This window comes from Qipengyuania marincola (genome assembly GCF_029688625.1).
GTDB lineage: Bacteria > Pseudomonadota > Alphaproteobacteria > Sphingomonadales > Sphingomonadaceae > Qipengyuania.
Map to the genome: position 1 here is coordinate 629,640 of NZ_JARULC010000001.1, position 23,211 is coordinate 652,850.

Here is a 23,211-nt window from a genome sequence, read left to right on the forward strand (position 1 = left end):
TCCCTACATGGGGGCGGAGTTAGCTCACCCCCGACTTACGAGGAATTCCACATGGCCCGCGAATATCCGCTGGAGCGGTACCGCAATATCGGCATCATGGCACACATCGATGCCGGCAAGACCACCACGACCGAACGCATCCTCTACTACACCGGCAAGTCCTACAAGATCGGCGAAGTCCACGACGGCGCCGCGACCATGGACTGGATGGAGCAGGAGCAGGAGCGCGGCATCACCATTACGTCGGCGGCGACGACCACCTTCTGGTCGGCCGAAGACGGCGAAGGCCCCAAGCACCGCATCAACATCATCGACACCCCCGGCCACGTCGACTTCACCATCGAAGTCGAACGTTCGCTCCGCGTCCTCGACGGCGCGGTCGCTGTGTTCGACGGCGTCGCGGGTGTCGAGCCCCAATCCGAAACCGTCTGGCGCCAGGCCGACAAGTACGGCGTCCCCCGGATGTGCTTCGTGAATAAATTGGACCGCACCGGCGCAGACTTCTACTACTGCGTGCAGTCGATCATCGACCGCCTCGGCGCTAACCCGCTGGTCCTCTATCTCCCGATCGGCGCGGAAAGCGACCTTCAGGGCGTGGTCGACCTCGTCAACATGCGCGGCATCGTTTGGCAGGCCGAAGACCTCGGCGCAAAGTTCGACTATGTCGACATCCCCGCCGATCTTGCCGACAAGGCTGCCGAGTACCGCGAAAAGCTGGTCGAGACTGCCGTCGAGCAGGACGACGACGTTATGGAACAGTACCTCGAGGGCAACGAGCCCGACGCGGCGACGCTCAAGCGTCTGATCCGTAAGGGTACCATGAACCGCGACTTCGTGCCCGTGCTGTGCGGCTCGGCGTTCAAGAACAAGGGCGTGCAGCCCCTGCTCGACGCCGTGGTCGATTACATGCCGAGCCCGCTCGACGTTCCGGCCATCAAGGGCGTTCTGCCCGACAGCGACGAAGAAGCGACCCGTCCGTCGTCGGACGATGCGCCTTTCGCCGCGCTGGCGTTCAAGATCATGAACGACCCGTTCGTCGGCTCGCTCACGTTCACCCGCATCTATTCGGGCCAGCTGTCGAAGGGCAGCGTCCTGAACTCGGTGAAGGAGAAGAAGGAAAAGATCGGCCGCATGCTGCTGATGCACTCGAACAACCGCGAGGACATCGATGAGGCATTCGCGGGCGACATCGTCGCGATCGCAGGTCTGAAGGAAACGACGACCGGCGACACGCTGTGTGATGCCTCCAAGCCGATCATCCTCGAGCGCATGGAATTCCCCGAGCCGGTCATCGAACTGTCCGTGGAACCCAAGACCAAGGCCGACCAGGAAAAGATGGGCGTTGCCCTCAACCGCCTGGCTGCCGAGGATCCGAGCTTCCGCGTCTCGACCGATCACGAAAGCGGCCAGACGATCATCAAGGGCATGGGCGAGCTTCACCTCGACATCCTCGTCGATCGCATGAAGCGCGAGTTCAAGGTCGAAGCCAATGTCGGCGCACCGCAGGTCGCTTATCGCGAATATCTCGGCAAGCCGGTCGACGTCGACTACACCCACAAGAAGCAGTCGGGTGGTTCGGGCCAATTCGGCCGCGTCAAGGTCAAGGTCACCCCGGGCGAGCGCGGCCAGGGCTTCGTCTTCGAAGACGAAATCAAGGGCGGCAACATCCCGAAGGAGTACATTCCGGCGATCGAAAAGGGTTTCCGCGAGCAGGCCGAAAGCGGCCATCTCGTCGGCTTCCCGATCATCGACTTTACCGTGAACCTGTATGACGGTGCGTATCACGACGTCGACTCGAGCGCGATCGCGTTCGAAATCGCCGGCCGCGGTGCGATGCGCGAAGTGGCGGAACGGGCAGGCATCAAGCTGCTCGAACCGATCATGAAGGTCGAAGTTGTGACACCCGAGGACTATCTCGGTGACGTGATCGGCGACCTCAACAGCCGTCGTGGCCAGATCCAGGGCACCGACAGCCGTGGCAATGCGCAGGTCGTGGAAGCCCACGTGCCGCTCGCGAACATGTTCGGTTACGTGAACGAGCTGCGTTCGTTCACCCAAGGCCGTGCACAGTACTCGATGCAGTTCAGCCACTACGACGAAGTTCCGGCGAACGTGGCGCAGGAAGTCAAGGAGAAGCTTGCGTAAGCGAGCCGACCGGTCTAGGGGCGGCGCCTGATTCAGCGGGCGCCGTTTCCTACCCGCAGAAATCCCAAATTTTAAGACAGAGGTTATTGGAAAATGGCGAAGGAAAAGTTCGAGCGTAACAAGCCGCACGTCAATGTCGGCACCATCGGTCACGTCGACCACGGCAAGACCACGCTGACCGCGGCGATCACCAAGGTCCAGGGTTCGGCCGTCGATTTCGCGAACATCGATAAGGCTCCCGAAGAGCGTGAGCGCGGCATCACAATTTCGACCGCGCACGTCGAATACGAAACCGACAACCGTCACTACGCGCACGTCGACTGCCCGGGCCACGCCGACTACGTGAAGAACATGATCACCGGTGCCGCCCAGATGGACGGCGCTATCCTGGTAGTGAACGCTGCTGACGGCCCGATGCCGCAGACCCGCGAGCACATCCTGCTGGCGCGCCAGGTCGGCGTTCCGCAGCTGGTCGTGTACCTGAACAAGGTCGACCAGGTCGATGACGAGGAAATCCTCGAGCTCGTCGAGCTGGAAGTTCGCGAACTGCTCAGCTCGTACGACTTCGACGGCGACAACATTCCGATCATCAAGGGTTCGGCTCTGGCCGCTCTAGAAGGTCGCGATCCGGAAATCGGCGAAAACTCGATCAAGGAACTGATGGCCGCGGTCGACGAATACATCCCGACCCCTGACCGTCCGGTCGACAAGGACTTCCTCATGCCGATCGAGGACGTCTTCTCGATCTCGGGCCGTGGTACGGTTGTTACCGGCCGTGTCGAAACCGGCGTCGTGAACGTCGGCGACGAAGTCGAAATCGTCGGCATCAAGGACACCACCAAGACGACCGTCACCGGCGTCGAAATGTTCCGCAAGCTGCTCGACCGCGGTGAAGCTGGCGACAACATCGGTGCCCTGATCCGTGGCGTCGGCCGTGAAGAAGTCGAGCGTGGCCAGGTTCTGGCGAAGCCCGGTTCGGTTACGCCGCACACCGAGTTCAGCGCTGAAGTCTACGTCCTGTCGAAGGACGAGGGCGGCCGTCACACGCCGTTCTTCGCGAACTACCGTCCGCAGTTCTACTTCCGCACCACCGACGTCACCGGCGAAGTGATCCTTCCCGAAGGCACGGACATGGTGATGCCGGGCGACAATGTGACGATCAACGTCAAGCTGATCGCTCCGATCGCCATGGACGAAGGTCTGCGCTTCGCTATCCGCGAAGGTGGCCGCACCGTCGGCTCGGGCGTGGTTGCTTCGATCCAGAAGTAAGCTTCGGCTGAAATAGCAGGGCCCGTTCTTCCTGCGGGAAGGGCGGGCCCTTCGCTTTTTATGAGGGCGAGCGATGGAGCGTCAGGCACGCTTCGTCGCCTCTCGGGTCCGCGTGACGAAATGCGCGGATTTCGGGGGTTGCCAGATCGGGGTCTCCCCCGTATATGCGCGCCCACAGGCAGGGATTCGTCTCCGCCAACCCAATTCAGAAGGGCCGCCCGCTGCGGGGAAACCGGGCATAGCGGGGCCGGCCTTTGTTTTTTGAGGGTTGCCCAAATTTTCGGATGAAGGCTGCCCTTTGGCTCTTTCGCATCGGTGTAGGTAATGGAAGCTCAGAATATCCGCATTCGCCTCAAGGCGTTCGATCATCGCGTTCTCGACCAGGCTACTGGTGAAATCGCAGACACCGCACGTCGTACGGGTGCCCTTATTCGTGGCCCCATTCCCATGCCGACGCGTATCGAGAAGTTCACCGTGAACCGCGGCCCGCATATCGACAAGAAGTCGCGCGAGCAGTTCGAGGTGCGCACCTACAAGCGGTTGCTCGACATCGTGCAGCCCAACGCTCAGACCGTAGACGCGCTGATGAAGCTCGACCTCGCGGCTGGCGTCAACGTCGAGATCAAGCTCGCTTAAGCGAGTGCGGTTCCCGCGATGGCGGGAAGTGCGGTCCTCCTGGTCGGACCCTAAATTTCCAGGAAGTTTCGGGGCGCTCGATAGCCCCGCCGCACCGAAAGGTTCGGCAAGACATCGGGATACCGCCGGATCTGATCCGGGTCTGCGTCCCCCGTCTCGCTCTCCAGGGCTTCGGCCACGGATTGCACTCAGCCCGGACGGGGCGACGCATCACAAACGGGCTGGCAAGCACGCGGGATGGGCCCGTGTGCCTCTGTGTTAGGAGTTTACGATGCGCACAGGCGTTATCGCAAAGAAAGTCGGGATGACCCGCCTCTTCCAGGAGGACGGTCGGCACGTGCCGGTCACCGTTCTCGCGCTGGAAAACTGTCAGGTTACCGCTCACCGCACCGAAGACCGCGATGGCTATTTCGCAGTCCAGGTCGGCTCGGGTGAAGCCAAGCAGAAGAACGTCAACAAGCCGCAGCGTGAAGCCTTCGCCAAGGCCGAGGTTCCGCTGAAGATGAAGGTTGCCGAATTCCGCGTCGACACCGAGGAAGCGCTGCTTCCGGTCGGTGCCCGCATTTCGGCCGAGCACTTCGTCGCTGGCCAGAAGGTCGACATCACCGGCCACACGCAGGGCAAGGGCTTTGCCGGCGCCATGAAGCGCTGGGGCTTCGGCGGTCTTCGTGCAACGCACGGCGTGTCGATCTCGCACCGTTCGCACGGTTCGACGGGTAACCGCCAGGATCCGGGCCGCGTGTTCAAGGGCAAGAAGATGGCCGGCCACATGGGCGACCGTCAGCGCACGCAGCAGAATCTCGAGATCGTGCGCACCGACGCCGATCGCGGCCTGCTCTTCGTCAAGGGTTCGGTCCCGGGCGCGAAGAATGGCTGGCTGCTCGTCAAGGACGCGGTGAAGGTCAAGCACGAGGAACTGCCGTTTCCGGGCGTGATGTACCGCAATCGTGACGAGTTCGAGCACGAAGAAGCCGCTCCCGGCCTGGTCGAAAGCGCGGCCGAGCAGGAAGTCGGCACCGAGGTTTCGCCCGAGCAGCAGGAAAAGCTGATGCAGCAGCAGGACGCTGGTGCGGATGCCGAACCCGGCGCGGCCGATGACAACAGCACCACGCCGAGCGTCGACAAGGACGCCGGCGAGAATAAGGAGGGCTGATCCGTGAAGGTGAAGGTCCAGAAAATCGACGGCAAGGCGTCGGGCGACATCGAGCTCAATGACGACGTGTTCGGCGTTGAGCCGCGTGCCGACATCCTGCACCGCGTCGTGACGTGGCAGCTTGAGAACCGTCGCGGCACCGCCCGCCCGACGCGCGAGCGTTCGGACGTTGCCCGTACCGGCAAGAAGTTCGGTCGCCAGAAGGGTGGCGGCACGGCTCGTCACGGCGACCGCGGCGCTCCGATCTTCATCGGCGGCGGCAAGGCTCACGGTGCGCGCAAGCGCGACTTCGAGCAGTCGCTGAACAAGAAGATCCGCGCACTCGGTCTGAAGATGGCCCTGTCGAGCAAGGCGAAGGACGGCCTCGTCGTCGTCGACAGCCTCGAGCTCAAGGATGCCAAGACCAAGGCGCTGAAGGGTCACTTCGACAAGAATGGCTGGGCCGGCAAGGTCCTCGTCATCGACGGCGAAAGCGTGAACGACGGCTTCAAGAAGGCCGCCGGCAACTTGCCGGGCGTGAACGTCCTCCCCGCGATGGGCGCCAATGTCTACGACATCCTGAAGCACGACACGCTGGTCCTCACCAAGGACGCGGTCGAGAAGCTGGAGGGCCGTTTCAATGGCTAAGAAGCAGGAAGTAGCCGCGCGTCACTATGACGTCGTGCTCGCACCGCACATCACCGAAAAGTCGACGCTGGCTTCCGAGCACAATGCCGTCGTCTTCAAGGTAGCGAACGACGCCACCAAGCCGCAGATCAAGGAAGCCGTCGAGGCGATCTTCGATGTCAGCGTCACCGGCGTCAACACGATCAACGTGAAGGGCAAGACCAAGCGCTGGAGGGGCAAGCCCTACAAGCGCAACGACCTGAAGAAGGCCGTGGTCACCCTGAAGGACGGCGATTCCATCGACGTCACCAGCGGTATCTGAGGGGCTAGGAAGACATGGCACTCAAGAATTACAAACCCACGAGCCCGGGCCGTCGCGGCCTGATCCTCGTCGACAAGTCGGGCCTCTACAAGGGCAAGCCGGTCAAGTCGCTCGTCGAAGGCAAGCGCAAGACCGGTGGCCGCAACAACAAGGGTCACGTCACCTCGCGCGGCATGGCCGGCGGCCACAAGCAGAAGTATCGCTTCGTCGACTTCAAGCGTCGCAAGTGGGACGTCGAAGGCACCGTCGAGCGGCTCGAATACGATCCGAACCGCACGGCGTTCATCGCTCTCGTCAAGTATGACGATGGCGAGCTGGCCTATATCCTGGCTCCGCAGCGCCTGGCTGTCGGCGACAAGGTGATCGCGGCCGAGAAGGCCGACACCAAGCCCGGCAATGCCATGCTGCTCGGCCAGATGCCGGTTGGCACGATCTGCCACAATGTGGAAATGAAGCCGGGCAAGGGCGGCCAGATCGCTCGCGCTGCAGGTTCCTACGTCCAGCTGGTCGGTCGCGATCGCGGCATGGTCATCGTGCGCCTCAACAGCGGCGAGCAGCGTTACCTGCGCGCCGACTGCATGGGCACCGTTGGCGCCGTGTCGAACCCGGACAACCAGAACCAGAACCTGGGCAAGGCCGGTCGTCGTCGCTGGATGGGCATCAAGCCGCTGACGCGCGGTGTCGCCAAGAACCCGGTCGACCACCCGCACGGTGGTGGTGAAGGCCGCACCAGCGGTGGCCGTCACCCGGTCACTCCGTGGGGCAAGCCGACCAAGGGCGCCCGTACCCGCAAGAACAAGCAGACGGACAAGATGATCATCCGTTCGCGGCACGCGAAGAAGAAGAGGTAATCGGACATGGCACGTTCCGTCTGGAAAGGTCCGTTCGTCGAACTCAGCCTTCTGAAGAAGGCGCAGGAAGCGCAGGACGCCAATGGCAGCAAGCCGATCAAGACCTGGTCGCGCCGCTCCACCATCCTGCCCGACTTCGTCGGCCTGACGTTCAACGTCTACAACGGTCACAAGTTCATCCCGGTCTCCGTCTCCGAAGAGATGGTCGGCCACAAGCTCGGCGAATTCGCGCCGACCCGGACCTTCCCGGGTCACGCCGCCGACAAGAAGGGTAAGCGCTGATGAGCAAGCAGAAAGCTCCGCGCCGCGTCGCCGATAACGAGGCCTTGGCTGTGGGCACCACGATCCGTGGTTCGGCCCAGAAGCTCAACCTCGTTGCCGAATTGATCCGCGGCAAGAAGGCCGAAGAGGCCCTCAACATCCTCGCCTTCTCCAAGAAGGCCATGGCGAAGGATGCCACGAAGGTGCTCGCCTCGGCGATCGCCAATGCGGAAAACAACCACAACCTCGATGTCGACGCCCTGGTCGTTGCCGAGGCTTCGGTAGGCAAGTCGATCACGATGAAGCGCTTCATGACGCGCGGTCGTGGCAAGTCGACGCGCATTCTGAAGCCGTTCAGCCGCCTGCGCATCGTCGTCCGCGAGCAGGAAGAGGCGTAAGATGGGCCAGAAGAGCAATCCGATCGGTCTGCGCCTGCAGATCAACCGCACCTGGGACAGCCGCTGGTACGCCGAAGGGCGCGACTATGCCAAGCTGCTCAGCGAAGACATCGAAATCCGCAAGTACATCCTCGAAAACGCTGCCCAGGCCGCGATTTCGAAGGTGGTGATCGAGCGTCCGGCCAAGCTGTGCCGCATCTCGATCTACGCAGCCCGCCCCGGTGTGATCATCGGCAAGAAGGGTGCGGACATCGAGAAGCTGCGCACCAAGCTGTCGCAGATGACCGAAAGCGAAGTGAAGCTGAACATCGTCGAAATCCGCAAGCCGGAAATTGACGCCAAGCTCGTCGCCCAGGGCATCGCCGACCAGCTGATCCGCCGCGTCGCCTTCCGTCGCGCCATGAAGCGCGCCGTGCAGTCGGCCCTCCGCCTTGGCGCGGAAGGCATCAAGATCGTGTGCGGCGGCCGTCTCGGCGGTGCTGAAATCGCCCGTGTGGAATGGTATCGCGAAGGTCGCGTTCCGCTGCACACGCTGCGCGCCAACGTCGACTATGCGGAAGCCGAAGCGCTTACCGCCTACGGGATCATCGGCATCAAGTGCTGGATCTTCAAGGGCGAGATCATGGCGCACGACCCGACCGCTCAGGACCGCCTCATGATGGAAGCCCAGACCTCTGGCGTCCGTCCGGCGCGCTGATTGCAGGATTAGGAAAGAACCATGCTGCAACCGAAGAAAACCAAGTACCGCAAGGCGTTCAAGGGCAAGATCCATGGCAATGCCAAGGGCGGCACCACGCTGAACTTCGGGTCGTACGGCCTGAAGGCGCTGGAGCCCGAGCGGATTACCGCCCGCCAGATCGAGGCGGCTCGCCGTGCGATCACGCGCCACATCAAGCGCCAGGGCCGTCTCTGGATCCGTGTGTTCCCGGACGTGCCGGTATCGAAGAAGCCTGCCGAAGTCCGTCAGGGTAAGGGCAAGGGTTCGGTCGAATACTGGGCTGCTCGCGTGAAGCCGGGCCGTATCCTGTTCGAACTGGACGGCGTTGCCGGCCCGCTGGCCGCCGAAGCGTTCAGCCGCGCGGCGATGAAGCTGCCGATCAAGACCAAGGTCGTTGCTCGGCTCGGCGATGAATCTCACCTGGGAGGCGAATGATGGCCCAGAAGACCGAAGACCTGCGCCAGAAGTCGGACGATCAGCTGTCCGAAGAGCTGACCAACCTGAAGCGCGAGCAGTTCAACCTGCGCTTCCAGGCTGCGACCAACCAGCTCGAAGCCCCGGCGCGCATCCGCGAAGTCCGTCGCACGATCGCCAAGATCAAGACGCTGCAGAACGAGCGTTCGCGCTCGGAAGCGGCGAAGGCGTAAGGAGTAGACCATGCCCAAGCGTATTCTGATCGGGACCGTCACCTCCGACAAGACCGACAAGACCGTTACCGTGCTCGTCGAGCGCAAGGTGAAGCACCCGCTCTACGGGAAGATCATCCGTCGCTCGAAGAAGTACCATGCTCATGACGAGAACAACGAGTACACGCTCGGTGACGTTGTGCGCATCGAAGAAACCAAGCCGATCTCGAAGACCAAGACCTGGATGGTCAAGGATCGCGTGACGGCAGGTGGCACCCAGGCTGTCGAGGCCGACCTCGAAGTCGAAGCCGCCAGCAACTGATTTAGACGTAGGAACTGCCGGGCCCCTTCAAGATATGGGCGTCCCGGCAAGCCAGTGAGAAGGAACCGGATCGATGATCCAGATGCAATCCAATCTCGACGTCGCGGACAACAGCGGCGCCAAGCGCGTCCAGTGCATCAAGGTACTGGGCGGCTCGAAGCGTCGTACTGCGTCCGTGGGCGACGTGATCGTGGTTTCCGTGAAGGAAGCCCAGCCGCGCACCAAGGTGAAGAAGGGCGACGTCCATCGCGCCGTCATCGTGCGCACGAAGAAGGACGTCCGCCGCCCCGATGGCAGCGTGATCCGCTTCGACAGCAACGCCGCCGTGCTCGTGAACAAGAGCGAAGAGCCGATCGGCACCCGTATCTTCGGACCCGTCGTGCGCGAACTGCGCGGCCGCGGCTTCATGAAGATCATCTCGCTCGCTCCGGAGGTGCTGTAATGGCTTCCGCAAAGATCAAGAAGGGTGACAGCGTCGTCGTCCTGTCCGGCAAGGACAAGGGCAAGACCGGCACCGTCGCGAAGGTCATGCCGAAGGACGGCAAGATCGTCGTCGAAGGCGTCAACATCGCAGCACGTCACCGCAAGCCGACGCAGCAGAACCCGCAGGGCGGTATCGATCGCTTCGAAGCGCCGATGCCGATCAGCAAGGTCGCCGTTGCAGACCCGAAGGATGGCAAGCCCACCCGCGTCCGTTTCGAAGAGAAGGACGGCAAGAAGGTGCGCGTTGCCGTGAAGAGTGGGGAGACCATCGATGGCTGATTACACCCCCCGCCTGAAGCAGAAGTTCGAAGACCAGATCGTCAAGGCGATGACCGAGAAATTCGGTTACAAGAATCGCCTCGAAGTCCCCAAGCTCGAAAAGATCACGCTCAACATGGGCGTGGGCGAAGCGAGCCAGGACAAGAAGAAGGTCCAGACCGCTGCCGAGGAAATGGCGCTGATCGCCGGCCAGAAGCCGGTCATCACCAAGGCGAAGAAGTCGATCGCGCAGTTCAAGCTGCGTGAAGGCATGCCGATCGGTGCGAAGGTAACCCTGCGCCGCGATCGCATGTATGAATTCCTCGACCGTCTGGTCACCGTCGCAATGCCCCGCATCCGCGACTTCCGTGGCCTCAATCCGAAGTCGTTCGACGGCCGTGGCAACTACGCCATGGGCCTGAAGGAACAGATCGTCTTCCCCGAAATCTCTTACGACAAGATCGAGAAGGTTCGGGGCATGGACATCATCGTAACCACCACGGCGAAGACCGACGAAGAAGCTCGCGAGCTTCTGAAGCTGTTCGGTTTCCCGTTCCCGGCTGAAAAGTCGGAAGAGAAGGAGGCGGCGTGAGCCGCTAGAAGAGGAACTTAAGTCCAATGGCGAAACTGAGTTCGATCAACAAGAACGAGCGTCGCAAGAAGCTCGTCAAGCAGTATGCGGACAAGTACGCGAAGCTGAAAGCTATCGCGGACGACGAAAGCCTCGACGAGACCGAGCGCCTTATGGCCCGGCTCAAGATGGCGGAGATTCCGCGCAATGCGAACCCGACCCGGGTGCGCAACCGCTGCTCCACCACCGGCCGCCCGCGCGGCTACTACCGCAAGTTCGGCCTGAACCGCATCGAACTGCGTGACCTCGGCAACAAGGGCCTGATTCCTGGCCTGACCAAGTCGAGCTGGTGAGGTAAAGACAGATGGCTATGACCGATCCCCTGGGTGATATGCTCACCCGCATCCGCAACGGCCAGCGCGCGAAGAAGGACAGCGTCCTTTCGCCCGCCAGCAAACTGCGTGCGAACGTTCTCGAAGTGCTCCAGCGCGAAGGCTACATCCGTGGCTTCAGCGATGACGCTTCGGGCAAGCACCCGCAGCTGCGGATCGAACTGAAGTATTTCGAAGGCGAACCTGCGATCAAGCATGTCGCCCGTGTCTCCAAGCCTGGCCGCCGCGTCTATTCGGGTTCCAAGGAACTTCCGGTTGTGCGCAATGGCCTCGGCATTACCATCGTCTCGACGCCGAAGGGTGTGCTTTCCGACGCGGAAGCGCGCACCGAAAACGTCGGTGGCGAAGTGCTGGCGGAGGTGTTCTGATGAGCCGCATCGGCAAGAAGCCGGTGGCGATCCCGAGCGGGGTCACTGCCAATATCGAAGGCGACACGCTGAGCGTGAAGGGGCCCAAAGGCACTCTCTCGATGGGCATGTCCGACCTGATCGAATACAAGCTGGAAGACGGCGAGATTTCGGTCAAGCCGGCCAATGACACGCGCGATGCCCGCAACCACTGGGGCATGCAGCGCACGCTGGTTTCCAACCTCGTCGAAGGTGTTACCGAAGGCTTCACCAAGGTTCTCGAAATCTCGGGCGTCGGCTACCGTGCACAGGCGCAGGGCAAGAAGCTCAAGCTTCAACTCGGCTATTCGCACGACGTCGATCTCGACGTTCCCGAAGGTATCGAGGTGAAGACCCCGGACCAGACCACCGTGGAGATTTCCGGCATCGACAAGCAGGCCGTGGGCCAGTTTGCCGCCGAAATCCGCCGCTGGCGCAAGCCCGAACCCTATAAGGGCAAGGGTATCAAGTACCGCGGCGAATACATCTTCCGCAAGGAAGGGAAGAAGAAGTAAGATGGCAAAGCTCTCTCTCTTTGAACGCCGCCGCCGCCGCGTGCGCACCGCGCTTCGCAGCGTCTCGGGTGGCAAGCCGCGCCTTTCGGTCCACCGCACCGGCAAGCACATTTACGCGCAGGTGATCGACGATGCGGCGGGCAAGACGCTCGCTGCTGCCTCGACGCTTGGCGTGAAGGGCTCGGGCGCGAATGTCGATGCCGCCAAGCAGGTCGGTAGCGACATCGCCGCCGCTGCCAAGAAGGCCGGTGTCACCAACGTCGTGTTCGATCGCGGCGGGTTCCTTTTCCACGGTCGCGTCAAGGCGCTGGCCGACGCCGCCCGCGAAGGCGGGCTGGAGTTCTGATGATGGCTGACGAAAACAAGACCCCCGAAACCGAAGCGACGCCCGAACAGGCGCCCGGCGTTCCCGAAACGCCCGAGGTCGCCAAGGCGAAGGCCGATTCCGGCGTCGCCGAAGCGGAAACCCAGCACGCCGTGACCAACGAGGAACCGGCTGTCGCCGATACCCCGTCGGAAGCGGCCGAGAACCAGAGCCCCGCTCAGGGTGCCGAAGGTCAGCCGCGCGAGCGCCAGGGCCGCGGTGGCCGTGGCGGCAACGATCGTGGCCGTGGCCGCGGTGGTCGCGACAATCGTCGTGGCGGTCGCCGCGAGGAAGAAGACGACGGCATCATCGAGAAGCTGGTTCACATCAACCGCGTCTCGAAGACCGTGAAGGGTGGTAAGCGCTTCGGCTTCGCTGCGCTCGTCGTGGTCGGTGACGGCCAGGGCCGCGTCGGTTTCGGCAAGGGCAAGGCCCGCGAAGTGCCCGAGGCGATCAGCAAGGCGACTGCCGCTGCGCGCAAGCACATGATCCGCGTCGCGCTCAAGGAAGGCCGCACGCTGCACCACGACGGCAAGGGCCGTTTCGGTGCCGGCAAGGTGACCGTCCGCACCGCGCCTCCGGGTACCGGCATCATCGCCGGTGGTCCGATGCGTGCCGTGTTCGAGAGCCTCGGCGTCTCGGACGTTGTGACCAAGTCGGTCGGCACGTCCAACCCCTACAACATGATCCGCGCCACCTTCGACGCGCTGCAGGACCAGACTTCGCCGAAGTCGGTTGCGCAGCGTCGCGGCAAGAAGGTCGCCGACCTTCTGGGCCGGGGTGGTGCATCGGAGGCCGAGGCTGAAGCCGACGCCGCCGCTATCGCGGAGTAAGATCGATGGCGAAAAAAGACACCATCACCCTGAAGCAGATCGGTTCGCCGATCCGCCGTCCGGAAGCGCAGCGCAAGATCCTGATCGGTCTCGGGCTGAACAAGATGCACAAGACGGTCACCCGCCAGGACACCCCCGAGGTGCGCGGCGCGGTTGCCAAGATCCCGCATCTGGTCGAAATCGTCGACTGACCCTTCGGGCGATACAATTTGACGGGGGCGGCCTGCTGCGATAGCGGGCCGCTTCCATTTTTCAGCGCGAACCCCGGTATGGGGCCTAGAAAGCGAAAGCGAGTGCGTACATGTCTATCAAACTGAACGAAATCCGCGACAATCCCGGCGCCCGCAAGGACCGCATCCGCGTCGGCCGTGGCATCGGCTCGGGCAAGGGCAAGACCGGTGGCCGCGGCCAGAAGGGCCAGAAGAGCCGTTCGGGCGTCGCCATCAAGGGCTTCGAAGGCGGCCAGATGCCGCTGCACATGCGCCTCCCGAAGCGCGGCTTCAACAATCCGTTCGGCAAGGACTATGCCGAAGTGAACCTGGGCATGGTTCAGAAGTTCATCGACGCGAAGAAGCTCGACGCCAAGAAGGACATCGACCACGCAGCGTTGAAGGCCGCGGGCCTCGCACGCGGCGGCAAGGACGGTGTCCGACTGCTCGGGAAGGGCGAGATCACGACCAAGGTCAAGTTCGTCGTCGCCGGTGCGTCGAAGGGCGCCATCGAGGCGGTCGAGAAGGCTGGCGGCAGCGTCGACGTTCTGCCCAAGGCGCAGCCCGAGCATGAGAAGAAGGCTGCCCGCACCGAAGCCAACAAGGCCAAGAAAGCCAAGTAACCGATAAAAAGCGGGGGGCGGGGTTCGACATTCCGCCCCCCGCTCACTATCTGTCCGGTCAGCGCCGGGACGGGCCGGCCGCAAGTCAGGATCGAAATCGACCAATGGCATCACGCGCCGACAATATCGCGAGCAATCTAAGCCTCGCTAATTTTTCCAAGGCCACCGAGCTCAAGAACCGCATCTGGTTCACTATCGGTGCGCTGATCGTCTTCCGCTTCCTCAGCTTCGTTCCGCTGCCGGGCATCAATGCCCGCGCGCTGAACCAGCTGGCCGATGTCGCTCAGGGCGGCATTCTCGACATGTTCAACATGTTCACCGGCGGCAGTCTTGAGCGCATGAGCCTCATCGCGCTCGGCGTAATGCCCTACATTACCGCCTCGATCGTGGTGCAGCTTGCCGCCGCGCTCCATCCGGCGCTCGCCGCGCTCAAGAAGGAAGGCACCGCCGGTCGGCAGAAGCTGAACCAGTACACCCGTTACGGCACGGTTTTCCTGTGTTCGATTCAAGGCTGGTTCCTCGCGGCAGGTCTTGAAAGCTTCGGCGCGTCCAACGGGATCGCCGCTGTGGTCGACCCTGGCTACATGTTCCGCATCGGCGCGGTCATCAGCCTCGTCGGTGGCACCATGTTCCTGTTGTGGCTGGGCGAACAGATCACCAGTCGCGGCATCGGCAATGGCGTCTCGCTGATCATCATGGCGGGCATCGTCGCCCAGTTCCCGACCTTCGTGTCCAACATGGGTTCCGGTTATTCCGAAGGTTCGATCTCGACCGGGATCGTCGTCGGCTTCATCCTGATGGTGGTCGTGCTAATCCTGGGCATCTGCTTCTTCGAGCGCGCCCAGCGCCGCCTGCTGATCCAGTATCCCAAGCGCGCAACGCAGCGCGGCATGATGCAGGCCGATCGTTCGCACCTGCCGTTGAAGCTCAACACCGCGGGCGTCATTCCGCCGATCTTCGCCAGCTCGCTGCTGCTGCTGCCGCTCACCATCACGCAGTTTGCCGGCAATTCGGTCGACACCGAGTCGGCCACCGGCGGAGTGTTGCAGACGACGCTGCAATACCTCCAGCACGGCCAGCCGCTCTACATGACGCTCTACGGCCTCGGCATCATCTTCTTCTGCTTCTTCTACACCGCGATCGTGTTCAATCCCGAGGAGACGGCGGAGAACCTGAAGAAGAACGGCGGCTTCATCCCCGGCATCCGCCCGGGCAAGCGCACCGAGGAGTATCTCGACTACGTCCTCACGCGCATCACCGTGATCGGTGCCATCTACCTGACCGTGGTTTGCGTGGTGCCCGAATACATGATTGCGCAGACCGGCGTTCCGCTGTTCCTCGGCGGCACCAGTCTGCTCATCGTGGTGAACGTCACGGTGGATACGATCAGCCAGATCCAGTCGCACCTGTTGGCGCACCAGTATGGCGACCTTATCAAGAAGGCCAAGTTGAAGGGCCGCCTGCGTTAGAGCAGGACCACGGGCGACAGGGGTTCAATCGACCATGGATATCATTCTTCTCGGCCCTCCGGGCGCAGGCAAGGGCACGCAGGCGCACCGGCTCGAAGAGCATCACGGCATGCGCCAGCTTTCGACCGGAGACATGCTGCGCGCGGCCGTCAAGGCGGGCACACCGATCGGCATCAAGGCCAAGGAAATCATGGACCGTGGCGACCTCGTTTCCGACGAGATCGTCAGCGAGTTGATCGACGCCGAACTGGCCGCGATGGGCCCGGAAACCGGCGCCATCTTCGACGGCTATCCCCGCACCGAAGCGCAGGCCAAAATGCTCGACGATATTCTCGCCAAGCATGGCCGCAAGCTCGACCATGTCATCGAACTCGAAGTGAACGAGGACGAGCTGGTCACGCGGATCACGGGCCGCTTCACCTGCGCCGAATGCGGCGAGGGTTATCACGACAGCTTCAAGCAGCCCGAGGTGCCGGGCAAGTGCGACGAATGCGGCTCCACCGAGTTCAAGCGCCGTCCCGACGACAACGAGGAAACCGTGCGCAATCGCATGGGCATCTATCGCAAGGAAACCGCGCCGATCCTGCCGGGCTATGAGGCGCGCGGGATCGTGAGCCGGGTGGACGGCATGGCACCGATCGCCGAAGTGACCCACGCTCTCGACGCCATCCTCTCGCGCTGAATACTATTCGGTCGGCGCACCGAACGCAGCGCTTGGCAAGCCTTGCGTGCTTCGCCTAACACGGTGCGCGACAAGGGAGGTCGGCATGCTTCGCCATATCGTATCGTTTTGCGCTGCCGCTGCGCTATCTGCGCCGCTGGCCGCGGAAATCGTGGAAACGCGCGAGGATGGCTTCGTCACTCGCGACACGGCGGTCGTGGCGGCCAGTCCGATGGAAACCTGGCTTGCGCTGACGCGGCCCGGCCAATGGTGGAACCCGTCGCACACATGGTCGGGCGATCCTGCGAACATGTCGCTGGAGCCGCAGGCTGGCGGCTGCTTTTGCGAGCGCGTCCCCGGCGAAGATCGCGAGGACGGTTTTTCGCTCGATGGCAGCGCGCTGCACATGACCGTGGTCCAGGCCTATCCCTTGCGCGTCCTGCGGATGCGCGGTGGCCTCGGCCCGCTGCAGGGCGAGCCTGCCACGGGAATTCTGACCATCACCCTGAAGGAGGTCGACGAGGGGACCCGCGTACTGTGGGAATACAATGTCGGCGGCCCGATGCGATATGAGATCGCGGAAATCTCGAAGGCGGTGGATGCTGTAATGAGCCAGCAGCTGGCGGGTCTGCGCGACCATCTGGCGGAACCCGCAGCCGAATAGCCTGCCCCCATTTCGTGCCCCCCACTTCGTGCAAGGCGGCACGAGTGAAGCGGTCCTGCGTTCTATGTCTGAGGGTTCACGCAACCGCCGGACAGGGTTTGGATATGGCATCGGTTTACGACAGGCAGGTCGATTTCGACACATTCATGGAAGGCGTCGAAAAACGCAATCCGGGTCAAGACGAATTCGTCCAGGCCGTCCGCGAAGTGGCTGCGGATGTGTTCCCCTTCATCGAGGACAAGCCCGAATATCACGAGGCGCAGATCCTCCGCCGTATCGCGGAGCCGGACCGGATCGTCAGCTTTCGCGTCTGTTGGGAAGATGACGACAACAATGTTCGCGTGGAGCGGGGCTGGCGGGTCCAGAATAACAATGCGATCGGTCCCTACAAGGGCGGCATTCGCTTCCACCCCACCGTGAACGAGAGCGTGCTCAAGTTCCTCGCCTTCGAGCAGACCTTCAAGAATTCGCTGACCGGCCTGCCCATGGGCGGGGGCAAGGGCGGATCGAACTTCAATCCCAGGGGCAAGAGCGACAATGAGGTCATGCGCTTCTGCCAGAGCTTCATGACCGAGCTCTACCGCCATATCGGCCCGCATACCGACGTGCCGGCGGGCGATATCGGCGTCGGGAGCCGCGAGATCGGCTATCTCTTCGGCCAGTACAAGCGCCTGACCGGGCGCTGGGAAGGCGTGCTGACGGGCAAGGGATGCGAATATGGCGGCTCGGCCATGCGCCCTGAAGCGACTGGCTATGGCGCGGTCTATTTCCTGCGCAACATGCTGACCCGGTCAGAGCATGATGTCGAGGGCAAGACGGCGGTGATCTCGGGCGCGGGCAATGTCGCCACGCATGCAGCGAAAAAGATCAACGCGCTGGGTGGCAAGGTGCTGACCCTGTCGGACAGCGACGGCTTCGTCCACGATCCCGATGGCATCGACCAGGACAAGATCGCCTGGGTGCGCGAGCTGAAGAACGAGCGACGAGGCCGGATCAGCGAATATGTCGAGGAATTCACGGGCGCGACCTATCATGAGGGCAAGCGACCTTGGCACGTCGAATGCGACGTCGCGATGCCCTGTGCAACGCAGAACGAACTCGAAGCCGACGAGGCTCGGGCCTTGGTCGACAATGGCGTGATGGCCGTGTGCGAAGGTGCCAATATGCCGACCACGAAGAATGGCGTGGACGTCTTCCACGAGGCCGACGTCCTTTATGCGCCGGGCAAGGCCGCCAATGCGGGCGGTGTCGCGGTGTCGGGCTTGGAGATGAGCCAGAATGCCGAGCGGGTCAGCTGGAATCGTGAGAAGCTCGACGACATGCTGCTCGATCTGATGAGCGACATTCACGACAAATGCGTGGATCGCGGGGCCGGCAGCAGGGGGCGCGTCAACTACGTGAAAGGCGCCAATATCGCGGGGTTCGAAAGGGTAGCGGGTGCCATGCTGGCCTTCGGAGTGATGTGACCGGATTTTGACTGGGGCGGTGTAATCGTATAGGCCGCTTGCAATCCGGTGCAGGCCGCCCATATCGGCGGCTCGCAATTGCGCGCGCAGGCTGTTGACCTATCCGGCGAATCCTCCTAAGCGCGCCTTTCATTCGACAGTTGCGGCGAGTCCGGCAGGCGGCAGCCTATTGCGCGCCATCCGGGCTTTTTGCGTTAGCTACCGCCCGCATGTGTCGGATGAGTTTTGAGCGATGAGATAGGGGTGTCGGCCCGAACCGGCAGTCCCCTGTGGAGCATGGAGAAGTAAGTGGCTCGTATTGCCGGGGTAAATATCCCCACCAACAAGCGCGTAATCATCGCGCTCACCTATATTCACGGTATCGGCCGTACCACGGCCGTCGAGATCGCCGACAAGCTCGGCATCGATCACAAGACCCGCGTGCAGGACCTGACCGACGAGGAAGTCCTGCGCATTCGCGAGACGATCGATGAAGATCACATGGTCGAAGGCGACCTTCGTCGCGACACCGCGATGAACATCAAGCGCCTGATGGACCTGCGTTCCTATCGCGGCCTTCGCCATCGTGCCGGTCTGCCCGTTCGCGGCCAGCGCACTCACACCAACGCCCGCACCCGCAAGGGCAAGGCCAAGCCGATCGCCGGCAAGAAGAAGTAAGCTTCGGGCTTTCCCGACGCTTTTCCCTTCTTGAGAGAATGTAAGGAAGAAACACCATGGCACGCGAACCCGGCCGCGTAAGGCGCCGCGACAAAAAGAACATTTCGAGCGGCGTTGCGCACATCAACGCCAGCTTCAACAATACGATGATCACCATCACCGACGCGCAGGGCAATGCGATCAGCTGGTCCAGCGCCGGCATGATGGGCTTCAAGGGCAGCCGCAAGTCGACTCCCTACGCCGCGCAGGTCGCCGCCGACGACGCGGGCCGCAAGGCCGCCGAGCACGGCGTGCGTACCCTCGAAGTCGAAGTGAAGGGCCCGGGCTCGGGCCGTGAAAGCGCACTGCGGGGTCTCGCCGCAGTCGGGTTCACGATCACTTCGATCCGCGACGTGACGCCGATCCCGCACAACGGGGTCCGTCCCTCCAAGCGTCGTCGCGTCTGATCCGTACCTGCCTGGCGGCCTGATCCACAGGCCGCCGACAACCCTCCACGGACCGGACGCCCGATTTTGGGCTCCGGTCCCGCCCGCATCCTAACCAGGGGATTTCAATGTCCGTCAACATCAAGAACTGGCAGGAACTCAAGAAACCCAATACCCTTGATATCAAGGGCTCCGGTGACAAGGCCCGCAAGGCCACCTTCGTCGCCGAACCGCTCGAGCGTGGTTTCGGCCTGACGCTCGGCAATGCCCTGCGCCGCGTGCTCCTGAGCTCGCTCCAGGGCGCCGCGATCACCTCGATCAAGATCGAAGGCGTGCTGCACGAATTCTCGTCGCTCGCCGGCGTTCGCGAAGACGTGACCGACATCGTGCTCAACGTGAAGCAGATCGCGCTGAAGATGGAAGGCGAGGGCATGAAGCGCCTGCAGCTTTCCGCCACCGGCCCTGCCGAAGTGAAAGCCGGCGACATCGCCGTTTCGGGCGACATCGAGATCATGAACAAGGATCTCGTGCTCTGCCACCTCGACGAAGGCGCGACGCTGAACATGGAACTGACCGCAGACACCGGCAAGGGCTACCGCCCCGCCGTGATGAACCGTCCGGCCGACGCGCCGATCGGTCTCATCCCGGTCGACAGCCTGTATTCGCCGGTCCGCCAGGTCAGCTACAAGGTCGAGAACGCCCGCGTCGGCCAGGAACTGGACTACGACAAGCTCTCGCTCAACGTGGAAACCGACGGTACCGTCACACCGGAAGACGCCGTGGCCTATGCCGCGCGCATCCTCCAGGACCAGTTGACGCTGTTCGTCCACTTCGAAGACGGCATCCCGCAGCCCAGCTCGGCCATGATCGGCCAGGCTGCAGAGCCGCAGGAAAGCGACACCAACCAGCTCAACCGCTACCTCCTCAAGAAGGTCGATGAGCTGGAACTGTCGGTCCGTTCGGCCAACTGCCTCAAGAACGACAACATCATCTACATCGGCGACCTGGTCCAGAAGACCGAGGCCGAGATGCTCCGCACGCCGAACTTCGGCCGCAAGTCGCTCAACGAGATCAAGGAAGTCCTGAGCTCGATGGGCCTGCGCCTCGGCATGGACATCCCCGGCTGGCCGCCGGAGAACATTGAGGAAATGGCCAAGAAGCTCGAACAAGAGCTGCTCGGTTAAGACCTCGCACACGGGAATGGGCCGGACCCGCTAATCCGGCCCGTACCGGGCTACCTAGAACGGGCCCCTTACGAACGAAGGACAAGTTGAAATGCGTCACAAGATTTCCGGCCGCAAGCTGCAGCGCAAGACCGGCCACCGCAATGCGATGTTCCGCAACATGGCTGCCGCGCTGATCAAGCACGAGCAGATCATGACCACGCTGCCCAAGGCGAAGGAAATGCGTCCGTACATCGAGAAGCTGATCACGCTCGCAAAGCGTGGCGGCCTTTCGAACCGTCGCCTCGCCATGAGCCGCCTGCAGGATGAAACCCAGCTCAAGAAACTGTTCGACGTCCTTGCCGAGCGTTACGCCGACCGCGAGGGTGGCTATACTCGCGTGATCAAGGCCGGCTATCGCAGCAGCGACGCGGCGCAGATGGCGATCATCGAACTGGTCGACCGTGACGTCGACGCCAAGGGCCAGGACAGCGGCCCGGTGATGAATGAAGAAGATTTCGAAGACGCGTAAGCGCTTCGTCAAACCAGCAAATGGGGCCGGGGGAGCGATCCTCCGGCCCTTTTGGTTTGCGCGCGGCAAAAGCCGTGGCATGACCGCGCCATGATCAGATCCGTCCTTGCAGCGACCGCGCTGCTCGCCACCGCTCCGCTCGCCGCACAATCCGTTAGTCAGGAGGATTTGGAGGTCCGTTACGAGCGCGCGCTCGCGGCAGGATACAAGTCGCTCTTCCTGTGCGGCGCGATGGCTTCCGATCCCACCGGCCTGCGGCGGAACGAACGGTCGGTCGAAGAATACGAACTGACCGGCATCTACGGCGCACTCGATCCGCTGGTGCGTGAGCTCGAGCATCGCGTCGAGCGCGGCAGCGATGGCATGATCGACTACGTCGCGACCGATTGGGCGGACGATATGCCGCCACGGGTGGCCGAATATCGCGGGGTGACCGGCTGCGCGCTTCTTCCCATCGGTGCAGCGCTGCCGACGGAAGAGATCGTTCGCGCTGGCCCGATCGACAGGGTCGGCGATCCCACCGTCGCCCCCATTGCCGAGACGCTGTCCCCGACGGTCACTGCGGCCGCCGAAAAAGCATTGGGCGCGTCCTACGGAGAGGGGACGAGGACCACGGCCGTGCTCGTCCGGCAGGGCGATGTGACGAGGGGAAAAGCCTTCGCCCCCGGTTTCGACGCCAACAGCACGCAGCGCACCTGGTCGGTCGCCAAAAGCCTTGCCGCCACGCTGGTCGGTGCCGCGGTTCAAGCGGGGGCGGCTGACGTTTCGCAGTCGGCGGGGCTGGGCATCGACAGCACGGACCCCCGGCGGGCAATCACGATCGACGACGCCCTGCGCATGGCATCGGGCCGCTACTCCGACACGCCGGGCAACCGTACCGATCCCCTCTACATGGGCGGGACGACAGTGGCCGAGAGCGCACTCGACTGGCCACTGCTCAACCCGCCGGGCACGGTCTATCGCTATGCCAATAACGACACGCTCGCAGCGGTGATGGCGATCGACAGCTATCTGGCGGAGAACCCGCCCGTGGCACTGTTCGAGCGATTGGGGATGCACAGTACCGCGGCAGAGACCGACTGGCAGGGCGATTACATCCTTTCGAGCCAGGTCTGGACGAGCGCGGCCGATCTTGCGCGGTTCGGGCAGCTCTACCTCAATGACGGGATCTGGCGCGGCACCCGCGTCCTACCCGAGGGCTGGGTGGACTACGTCTCCGAGCCATCGGGGCCGCAGCCGGACAACGGATTTGGCTATGGCGCGGGCTTCTGGCTGTTCAACGATCATCAGGGCATCCCGTCGGACGCTTTCGCCGCGATGGGGAATCGCGGTCAGTACGTAGTGATCGTGCCCAGCCTGAACACGGTGATCGTCCGCCGCGGCGAAGATCCTGCCGGCTCGCGCTTCGATATCGTCGCGTTCACGCGCGATGTACTTGAAACGCTTCGATAATTGCTGTTAAGATTAAATGGTGTTTAACTGAACAAAGACTGTAACCCGAATTCAGCCTCGCCTCAGTGGCGCTCTCCTATAACAATAGTCAACCGAGGCAGTCCCGCCGCGGTGCAGACGAGGAGAGCCTCATATGACCAAGAACATCACAAGCTTCGCGAAGGGTGGGATCGCAGCGGCTACCGTCGGCGCAATGGCGCTGGCCACCGCAACGCCCGCGCAAGCCCAGTATCGTGACCGCGACCGCGACGGAATTTCCGTCGGCGACGTTATCGCAGGCGCCGTGATCATCGGCGGGATCGCCGCCGTGGCCAATGCCGCGAGCCGCGACCGCTACGATCATCGCTATGACGACCGCCGCTATCGCGACCGCCATTATCGGGGCGATCGCTGGCGCAGTCGGGGCAATCCGCGCGCCGCTGTCGAGCGCTGCGTGAATGCCGCGCGCAGCGACGCGCGCCGCTATGGCTATCGCTATGCACAGGTGACCGACATTCGCGATGTCGATGACACGCGCTATGGCTGGAAGGTCAAGGGCCGCATTCTGGTCGACGGCAATTATCGCGGCGGACGCTACGACCGTTATGGCTATCGCGACCGCTACAATCGCTACCAGCGCTGGAATGACCGCGACAGCGGCAAGTTTACCTGCCGCATCGAACGTGGCCGCGTGACGGATGTCGACTTCTCGGGAATTCGCGGCCTTCGCTGACCCTCGGTCTACACCTATCACCAACCTGGGCGGTTCAGGCTCCATGCAGCCTGAGCCGCCTAGTTTTTT

At 62.8% G+C, this 23,211-nt stretch carries 33 protein-coding genes; all 33 read left to right on the forward strand.

Annotated elements, in window-relative coordinates; genetic code table 11:
* Positions 1–51 precede the first annotated feature (51 nt).
* Positions 52–2,145, forward strand: a complete 2,094-nt coding sequence (fusA, locus tag P8Q88_RS03160; RefSeq protein ID WP_278322369.1) for an elongation factor G — start codon at positions 52–54, stop codon at positions 2,143–2,145.
* Positions 2,146–2,238: 93 nt separating this feature from the next.
* Positions 2,239–3,414, forward strand: coding sequence for an elongation factor Tu (gene tuf, locus P8Q88_RS03165; RefSeq protein ID WP_278322370.1), 1,176 nt, complete (start codon positions 2,239–2,241; stop codon positions 3,412–3,414).
* Between the two features lie 324 nt (positions 3,415–3,738).
* Positions 3,739–4,050: a 30S ribosomal protein S10 gene (rpsJ, locus tag P8Q88_RS03170; RefSeq protein WP_006831877.1), complete on the forward strand. Its 312-nt coding sequence runs from the start codon at positions 3,739–3,741 to the stop codon at positions 4,048–4,050.
* A 271-nt stretch (positions 4,051–4,321) separates the two neighbouring features.
* Positions 4,322–5,203, forward strand: coding sequence for a 50S ribosomal protein L3 (gene rplC, locus P8Q88_RS03175; protein WP_278322371.1), 882 nt, complete (start codon positions 4,322–4,324; stop codon positions 5,201–5,203).
* Between the two features lie 3 nt (positions 5,204–5,206).
* Positions 5,207–5,830 carry a 50S ribosomal protein L4 gene (gene rplD, locus P8Q88_RS03180; RefSeq protein ID WP_278322372.1) on the forward strand — a complete coding sequence of 208 codons (624 nt, stop codon included), beginning with the start codon at positions 5,207–5,209 and terminating at the stop codon, positions 5,828–5,830.
* Complete coding sequence (locus P8Q88_RS03185) at positions 5,823–6,131, forward strand: 50S ribosomal protein L23 (protein WP_278322373.1); 309 nt, start codon at positions 5,823–5,825, stop codon at positions 6,129–6,131. Before rplD ends, P8Q88_RS03185 begins: the two co-directional genes overlap by 8 nt.
* Positions 6,132–6,145: 14 nt before the next feature.
* The gene (gene rplB / locus P8Q88_RS03190; RefSeq protein ID WP_278322374.1) at positions 6,146–6,982 is read left to right on the forward strand and encodes a 50S ribosomal protein L2; all 837 of its coding nucleotides are present in this window, start codon (positions 6,146–6,148) and stop codon (positions 6,980–6,982) included.
* 6 nt (positions 6,983–6,988) lie between these two features.
* On the forward strand, positions 6,989–7,264 hold the full coding sequence (gene rpsS / locus P8Q88_RS03195; RefSeq protein ID WP_278322375.1) for a 30S ribosomal protein S19: 276 nt from the start codon (positions 6,989–6,991) through the stop codon (positions 7,262–7,264).
* Positions 7,264–7,641 carry a 50S ribosomal protein L22 gene (rplV, locus tag P8Q88_RS03200; RefSeq protein ID WP_278322376.1) on the forward strand — a complete coding sequence of 126 codons (378 nt, stop codon included), beginning with the start codon at positions 7,264–7,266 and terminating at the stop codon, positions 7,639–7,641. Before rpsS ends, rplV begins: the two co-directional genes overlap by 1 nt.
* A gap of 1 nt (position 7,642) precedes the next feature.
* Positions 7,643–8,338, forward strand: coding sequence for a 30S ribosomal protein S3 (gene rpsC, locus P8Q88_RS03205; RefSeq protein ID WP_278322377.1), 696 nt, complete (start codon positions 7,643–7,645; stop codon positions 8,336–8,338).
* A gap of 21 nt (positions 8,339–8,359) precedes the next feature.
* Positions 8,360–8,794, forward strand: a complete 435-nt coding sequence (gene rplP, locus P8Q88_RS03210) for a 50S ribosomal protein L16 (RefSeq protein WP_278322378.1) — start codon at positions 8,360–8,362, stop codon at positions 8,792–8,794.
* On the forward strand, positions 8,794–9,006 hold the full coding sequence (gene rpmC / locus P8Q88_RS03215; RefSeq protein ID WP_278322379.1) for a 50S ribosomal protein L29: 213 nt from the start codon (positions 8,794–8,796) through the stop codon (positions 9,004–9,006). Before rplP ends, rpmC begins: the two co-directional genes overlap by 1 nt.
* A 10-nt stretch (positions 9,007–9,016) precedes the next feature.
* Positions 9,017–9,307, forward strand: coding sequence for a 30S ribosomal protein S17 (gene rpsQ, locus P8Q88_RS03220; RefSeq protein WP_278322380.1), 291 nt, complete (start codon positions 9,017–9,019; stop codon positions 9,305–9,307).
* A gap of 73 nt (positions 9,308–9,380) precedes the next feature.
* Positions 9,381–9,749, forward strand: coding sequence for a 50S ribosomal protein L14 (gene rplN, locus P8Q88_RS03225; RefSeq protein ID WP_067464754.1), 369 nt, complete (start codon positions 9,381–9,383; stop codon positions 9,747–9,749).
* Positions 9,749–10,069 carry a 50S ribosomal protein L24 gene (gene rplX, locus P8Q88_RS03230; protein ID WP_278322381.1) on the forward strand — a complete coding sequence of 107 codons (321 nt, stop codon included), beginning with the start codon at positions 9,749–9,751 and terminating at the stop codon, positions 10,067–10,069. Before rplN ends, rplX begins: the two co-directional genes overlap by 1 nt.
* A complete protein-coding gene (gene rplE, locus P8Q88_RS03235; RefSeq protein ID WP_278322382.1) occupies positions 10,062–10,640 on the forward strand; it encodes a 50S ribosomal protein L5 in 579 nt (192 codons plus the stop codon). Before rplX ends, rplE begins: the two co-directional genes overlap by 8 nt.
* A gap of 26 nt (positions 10,641–10,666) precedes the next feature.
* Positions 10,667–10,972: a 30S ribosomal protein S14 gene (gene rpsN, locus P8Q88_RS03240; RefSeq protein ID WP_278322383.1), complete on the forward strand. Its 306-nt coding sequence runs from the start codon at positions 10,667–10,669 to the stop codon at positions 10,970–10,972.
* A gap of 11 nt (positions 10,973–10,983) precedes the next feature.
* Complete coding sequence (gene rpsH, locus P8Q88_RS03245) at positions 10,984–11,379, forward strand: 30S ribosomal protein S8 (protein WP_278322384.1); 396 nt, start codon at positions 10,984–10,986, stop codon at positions 11,377–11,379.
* A complete protein-coding gene (gene rplF, locus P8Q88_RS03250; protein ID WP_278322385.1) occupies positions 11,379–11,912 on the forward strand; it encodes a 50S ribosomal protein L6 in 534 nt (177 codons plus the stop codon). The genes rpsH and rplF overlap by 1 nt, the downstream gene beginning before the upstream one ends.
* A 1-nt stretch (position 11,913) precedes the next feature.
* Complete coding sequence (gene rplR, locus P8Q88_RS03255) at positions 11,914–12,258, forward strand: 50S ribosomal protein L18 (RefSeq protein ID WP_278322386.1); 345 nt, start codon at positions 11,914–11,916, stop codon at positions 12,256–12,258.
* Positions 12,258–13,109, forward strand: a complete 852-nt coding sequence (rpsE, locus tag P8Q88_RS03260; RefSeq protein WP_278322387.1) for a 30S ribosomal protein S5 — start codon at positions 12,258–12,260, stop codon at positions 13,107–13,109. The genes rplR and rpsE overlap by 1 nt, the downstream gene beginning before the upstream one ends.
* 5 nt (positions 13,110–13,114) lie before the next feature.
* Positions 13,115–13,300: a 50S ribosomal protein L30 gene (rpmD, locus tag P8Q88_RS03265; RefSeq protein ID WP_278322388.1), complete on the forward strand. Its 186-nt coding sequence runs from the start codon at positions 13,115–13,117 to the stop codon at positions 13,298–13,300.
* A gap of 116 nt (positions 13,301–13,416) precedes the next feature.
* Complete coding sequence (gene rplO, locus P8Q88_RS03270; RefSeq protein ID WP_278322764.1) at positions 13,417–13,941, forward strand: 50S ribosomal protein L15; 525 nt, start codon at positions 13,417–13,419, stop codon at positions 13,939–13,941.
* Between the two features lie 104 nt (positions 13,942–14,045).
* Positions 14,046–15,410: a preprotein translocase subunit SecY gene (gene secY / locus P8Q88_RS03275; RefSeq protein ID WP_278322389.1), complete on the forward strand. Its 1,365-nt coding sequence runs from the start codon at positions 14,046–14,048 to the stop codon at positions 15,408–15,410.
* A 34-nt stretch (positions 15,411–15,444) separates the two neighbouring features.
* Positions 15,445–16,092 (forward strand): adenylate kinase, encoded by a 648-nt coding sequence (locus P8Q88_RS03280; protein ID WP_278322390.1) that lies wholly within the window; start codon positions 15,445–15,447, stop codon positions 16,090–16,092.
* An 85-nt stretch (positions 16,093–16,177) separates the two neighbouring features.
* The gene (locus P8Q88_RS03285; RefSeq protein WP_278322391.1) at positions 16,178–16,735 is read left to right on the forward strand and encodes an SRPBCC family protein; all 558 of its coding nucleotides are present in this window, start codon (positions 16,178–16,180) and stop codon (positions 16,733–16,735) included.
* A gap of 104 nt (positions 16,736–16,839) precedes the next feature.
* On the forward strand, positions 16,840–18,201 hold the full coding sequence (gdhA, locus tag P8Q88_RS03290) for an NADP-specific glutamate dehydrogenase (protein ID WP_278322392.1): 1,362 nt from the start codon (positions 16,840–16,842) through the stop codon (positions 18,199–18,201).
* A gap of 288 nt (positions 18,202–18,489) precedes the next feature.
* The gene (gene rpsM, locus P8Q88_RS03295; protein WP_278322393.1) at positions 18,490–18,858 is read left to right on the forward strand and encodes a 30S ribosomal protein S13; all 369 of its coding nucleotides are present in this window, start codon (positions 18,490–18,492) and stop codon (positions 18,856–18,858) included.
* 56 nt (positions 18,859–18,914) lie between these two features.
* A complete protein-coding gene (rpsK, locus tag P8Q88_RS03300; RefSeq protein ID WP_006831904.1) occupies positions 18,915–19,304 on the forward strand; it encodes a 30S ribosomal protein S11 in 390 nt (129 codons plus the stop codon).
* A gap of 107 nt (positions 19,305–19,411) precedes the next feature.
* Positions 19,412–20,467 (forward strand): DNA-directed RNA polymerase subunit alpha, encoded by a 1,056-nt coding sequence (locus P8Q88_RS03305; protein ID WP_278322394.1) that lies wholly within the window; start codon positions 19,412–19,414, stop codon positions 20,465–20,467.
* A gap of 91 nt (positions 20,468–20,558) precedes the next feature.
* Positions 20,559–20,978 carry a 50S ribosomal protein L17 gene (rplQ, locus tag P8Q88_RS03310; protein ID WP_278322395.1) on the forward strand — a complete coding sequence of 140 codons (420 nt, stop codon included), beginning with the start codon at positions 20,559–20,561 and terminating at the stop codon, positions 20,976–20,978.
* 90 nt (positions 20,979–21,068) lie between these two features.
* Positions 21,069–22,430 (forward strand): serine hydrolase domain-containing protein, encoded by a 1,362-nt coding sequence (locus P8Q88_RS03315; RefSeq protein WP_278322396.1) that lies wholly within the window; start codon positions 21,069–21,071, stop codon positions 22,428–22,430.
* A gap of 133 nt (positions 22,431–22,563) precedes the next feature.
* Complete coding sequence (locus P8Q88_RS03320) at positions 22,564–23,142, forward strand: hypothetical protein (RefSeq protein WP_278322397.1); 579 nt, start codon at positions 22,564–22,566, stop codon at positions 23,140–23,142.
* The last annotated feature ends 69 nt before the right edge of the window (positions 23,143–23,211 follow it).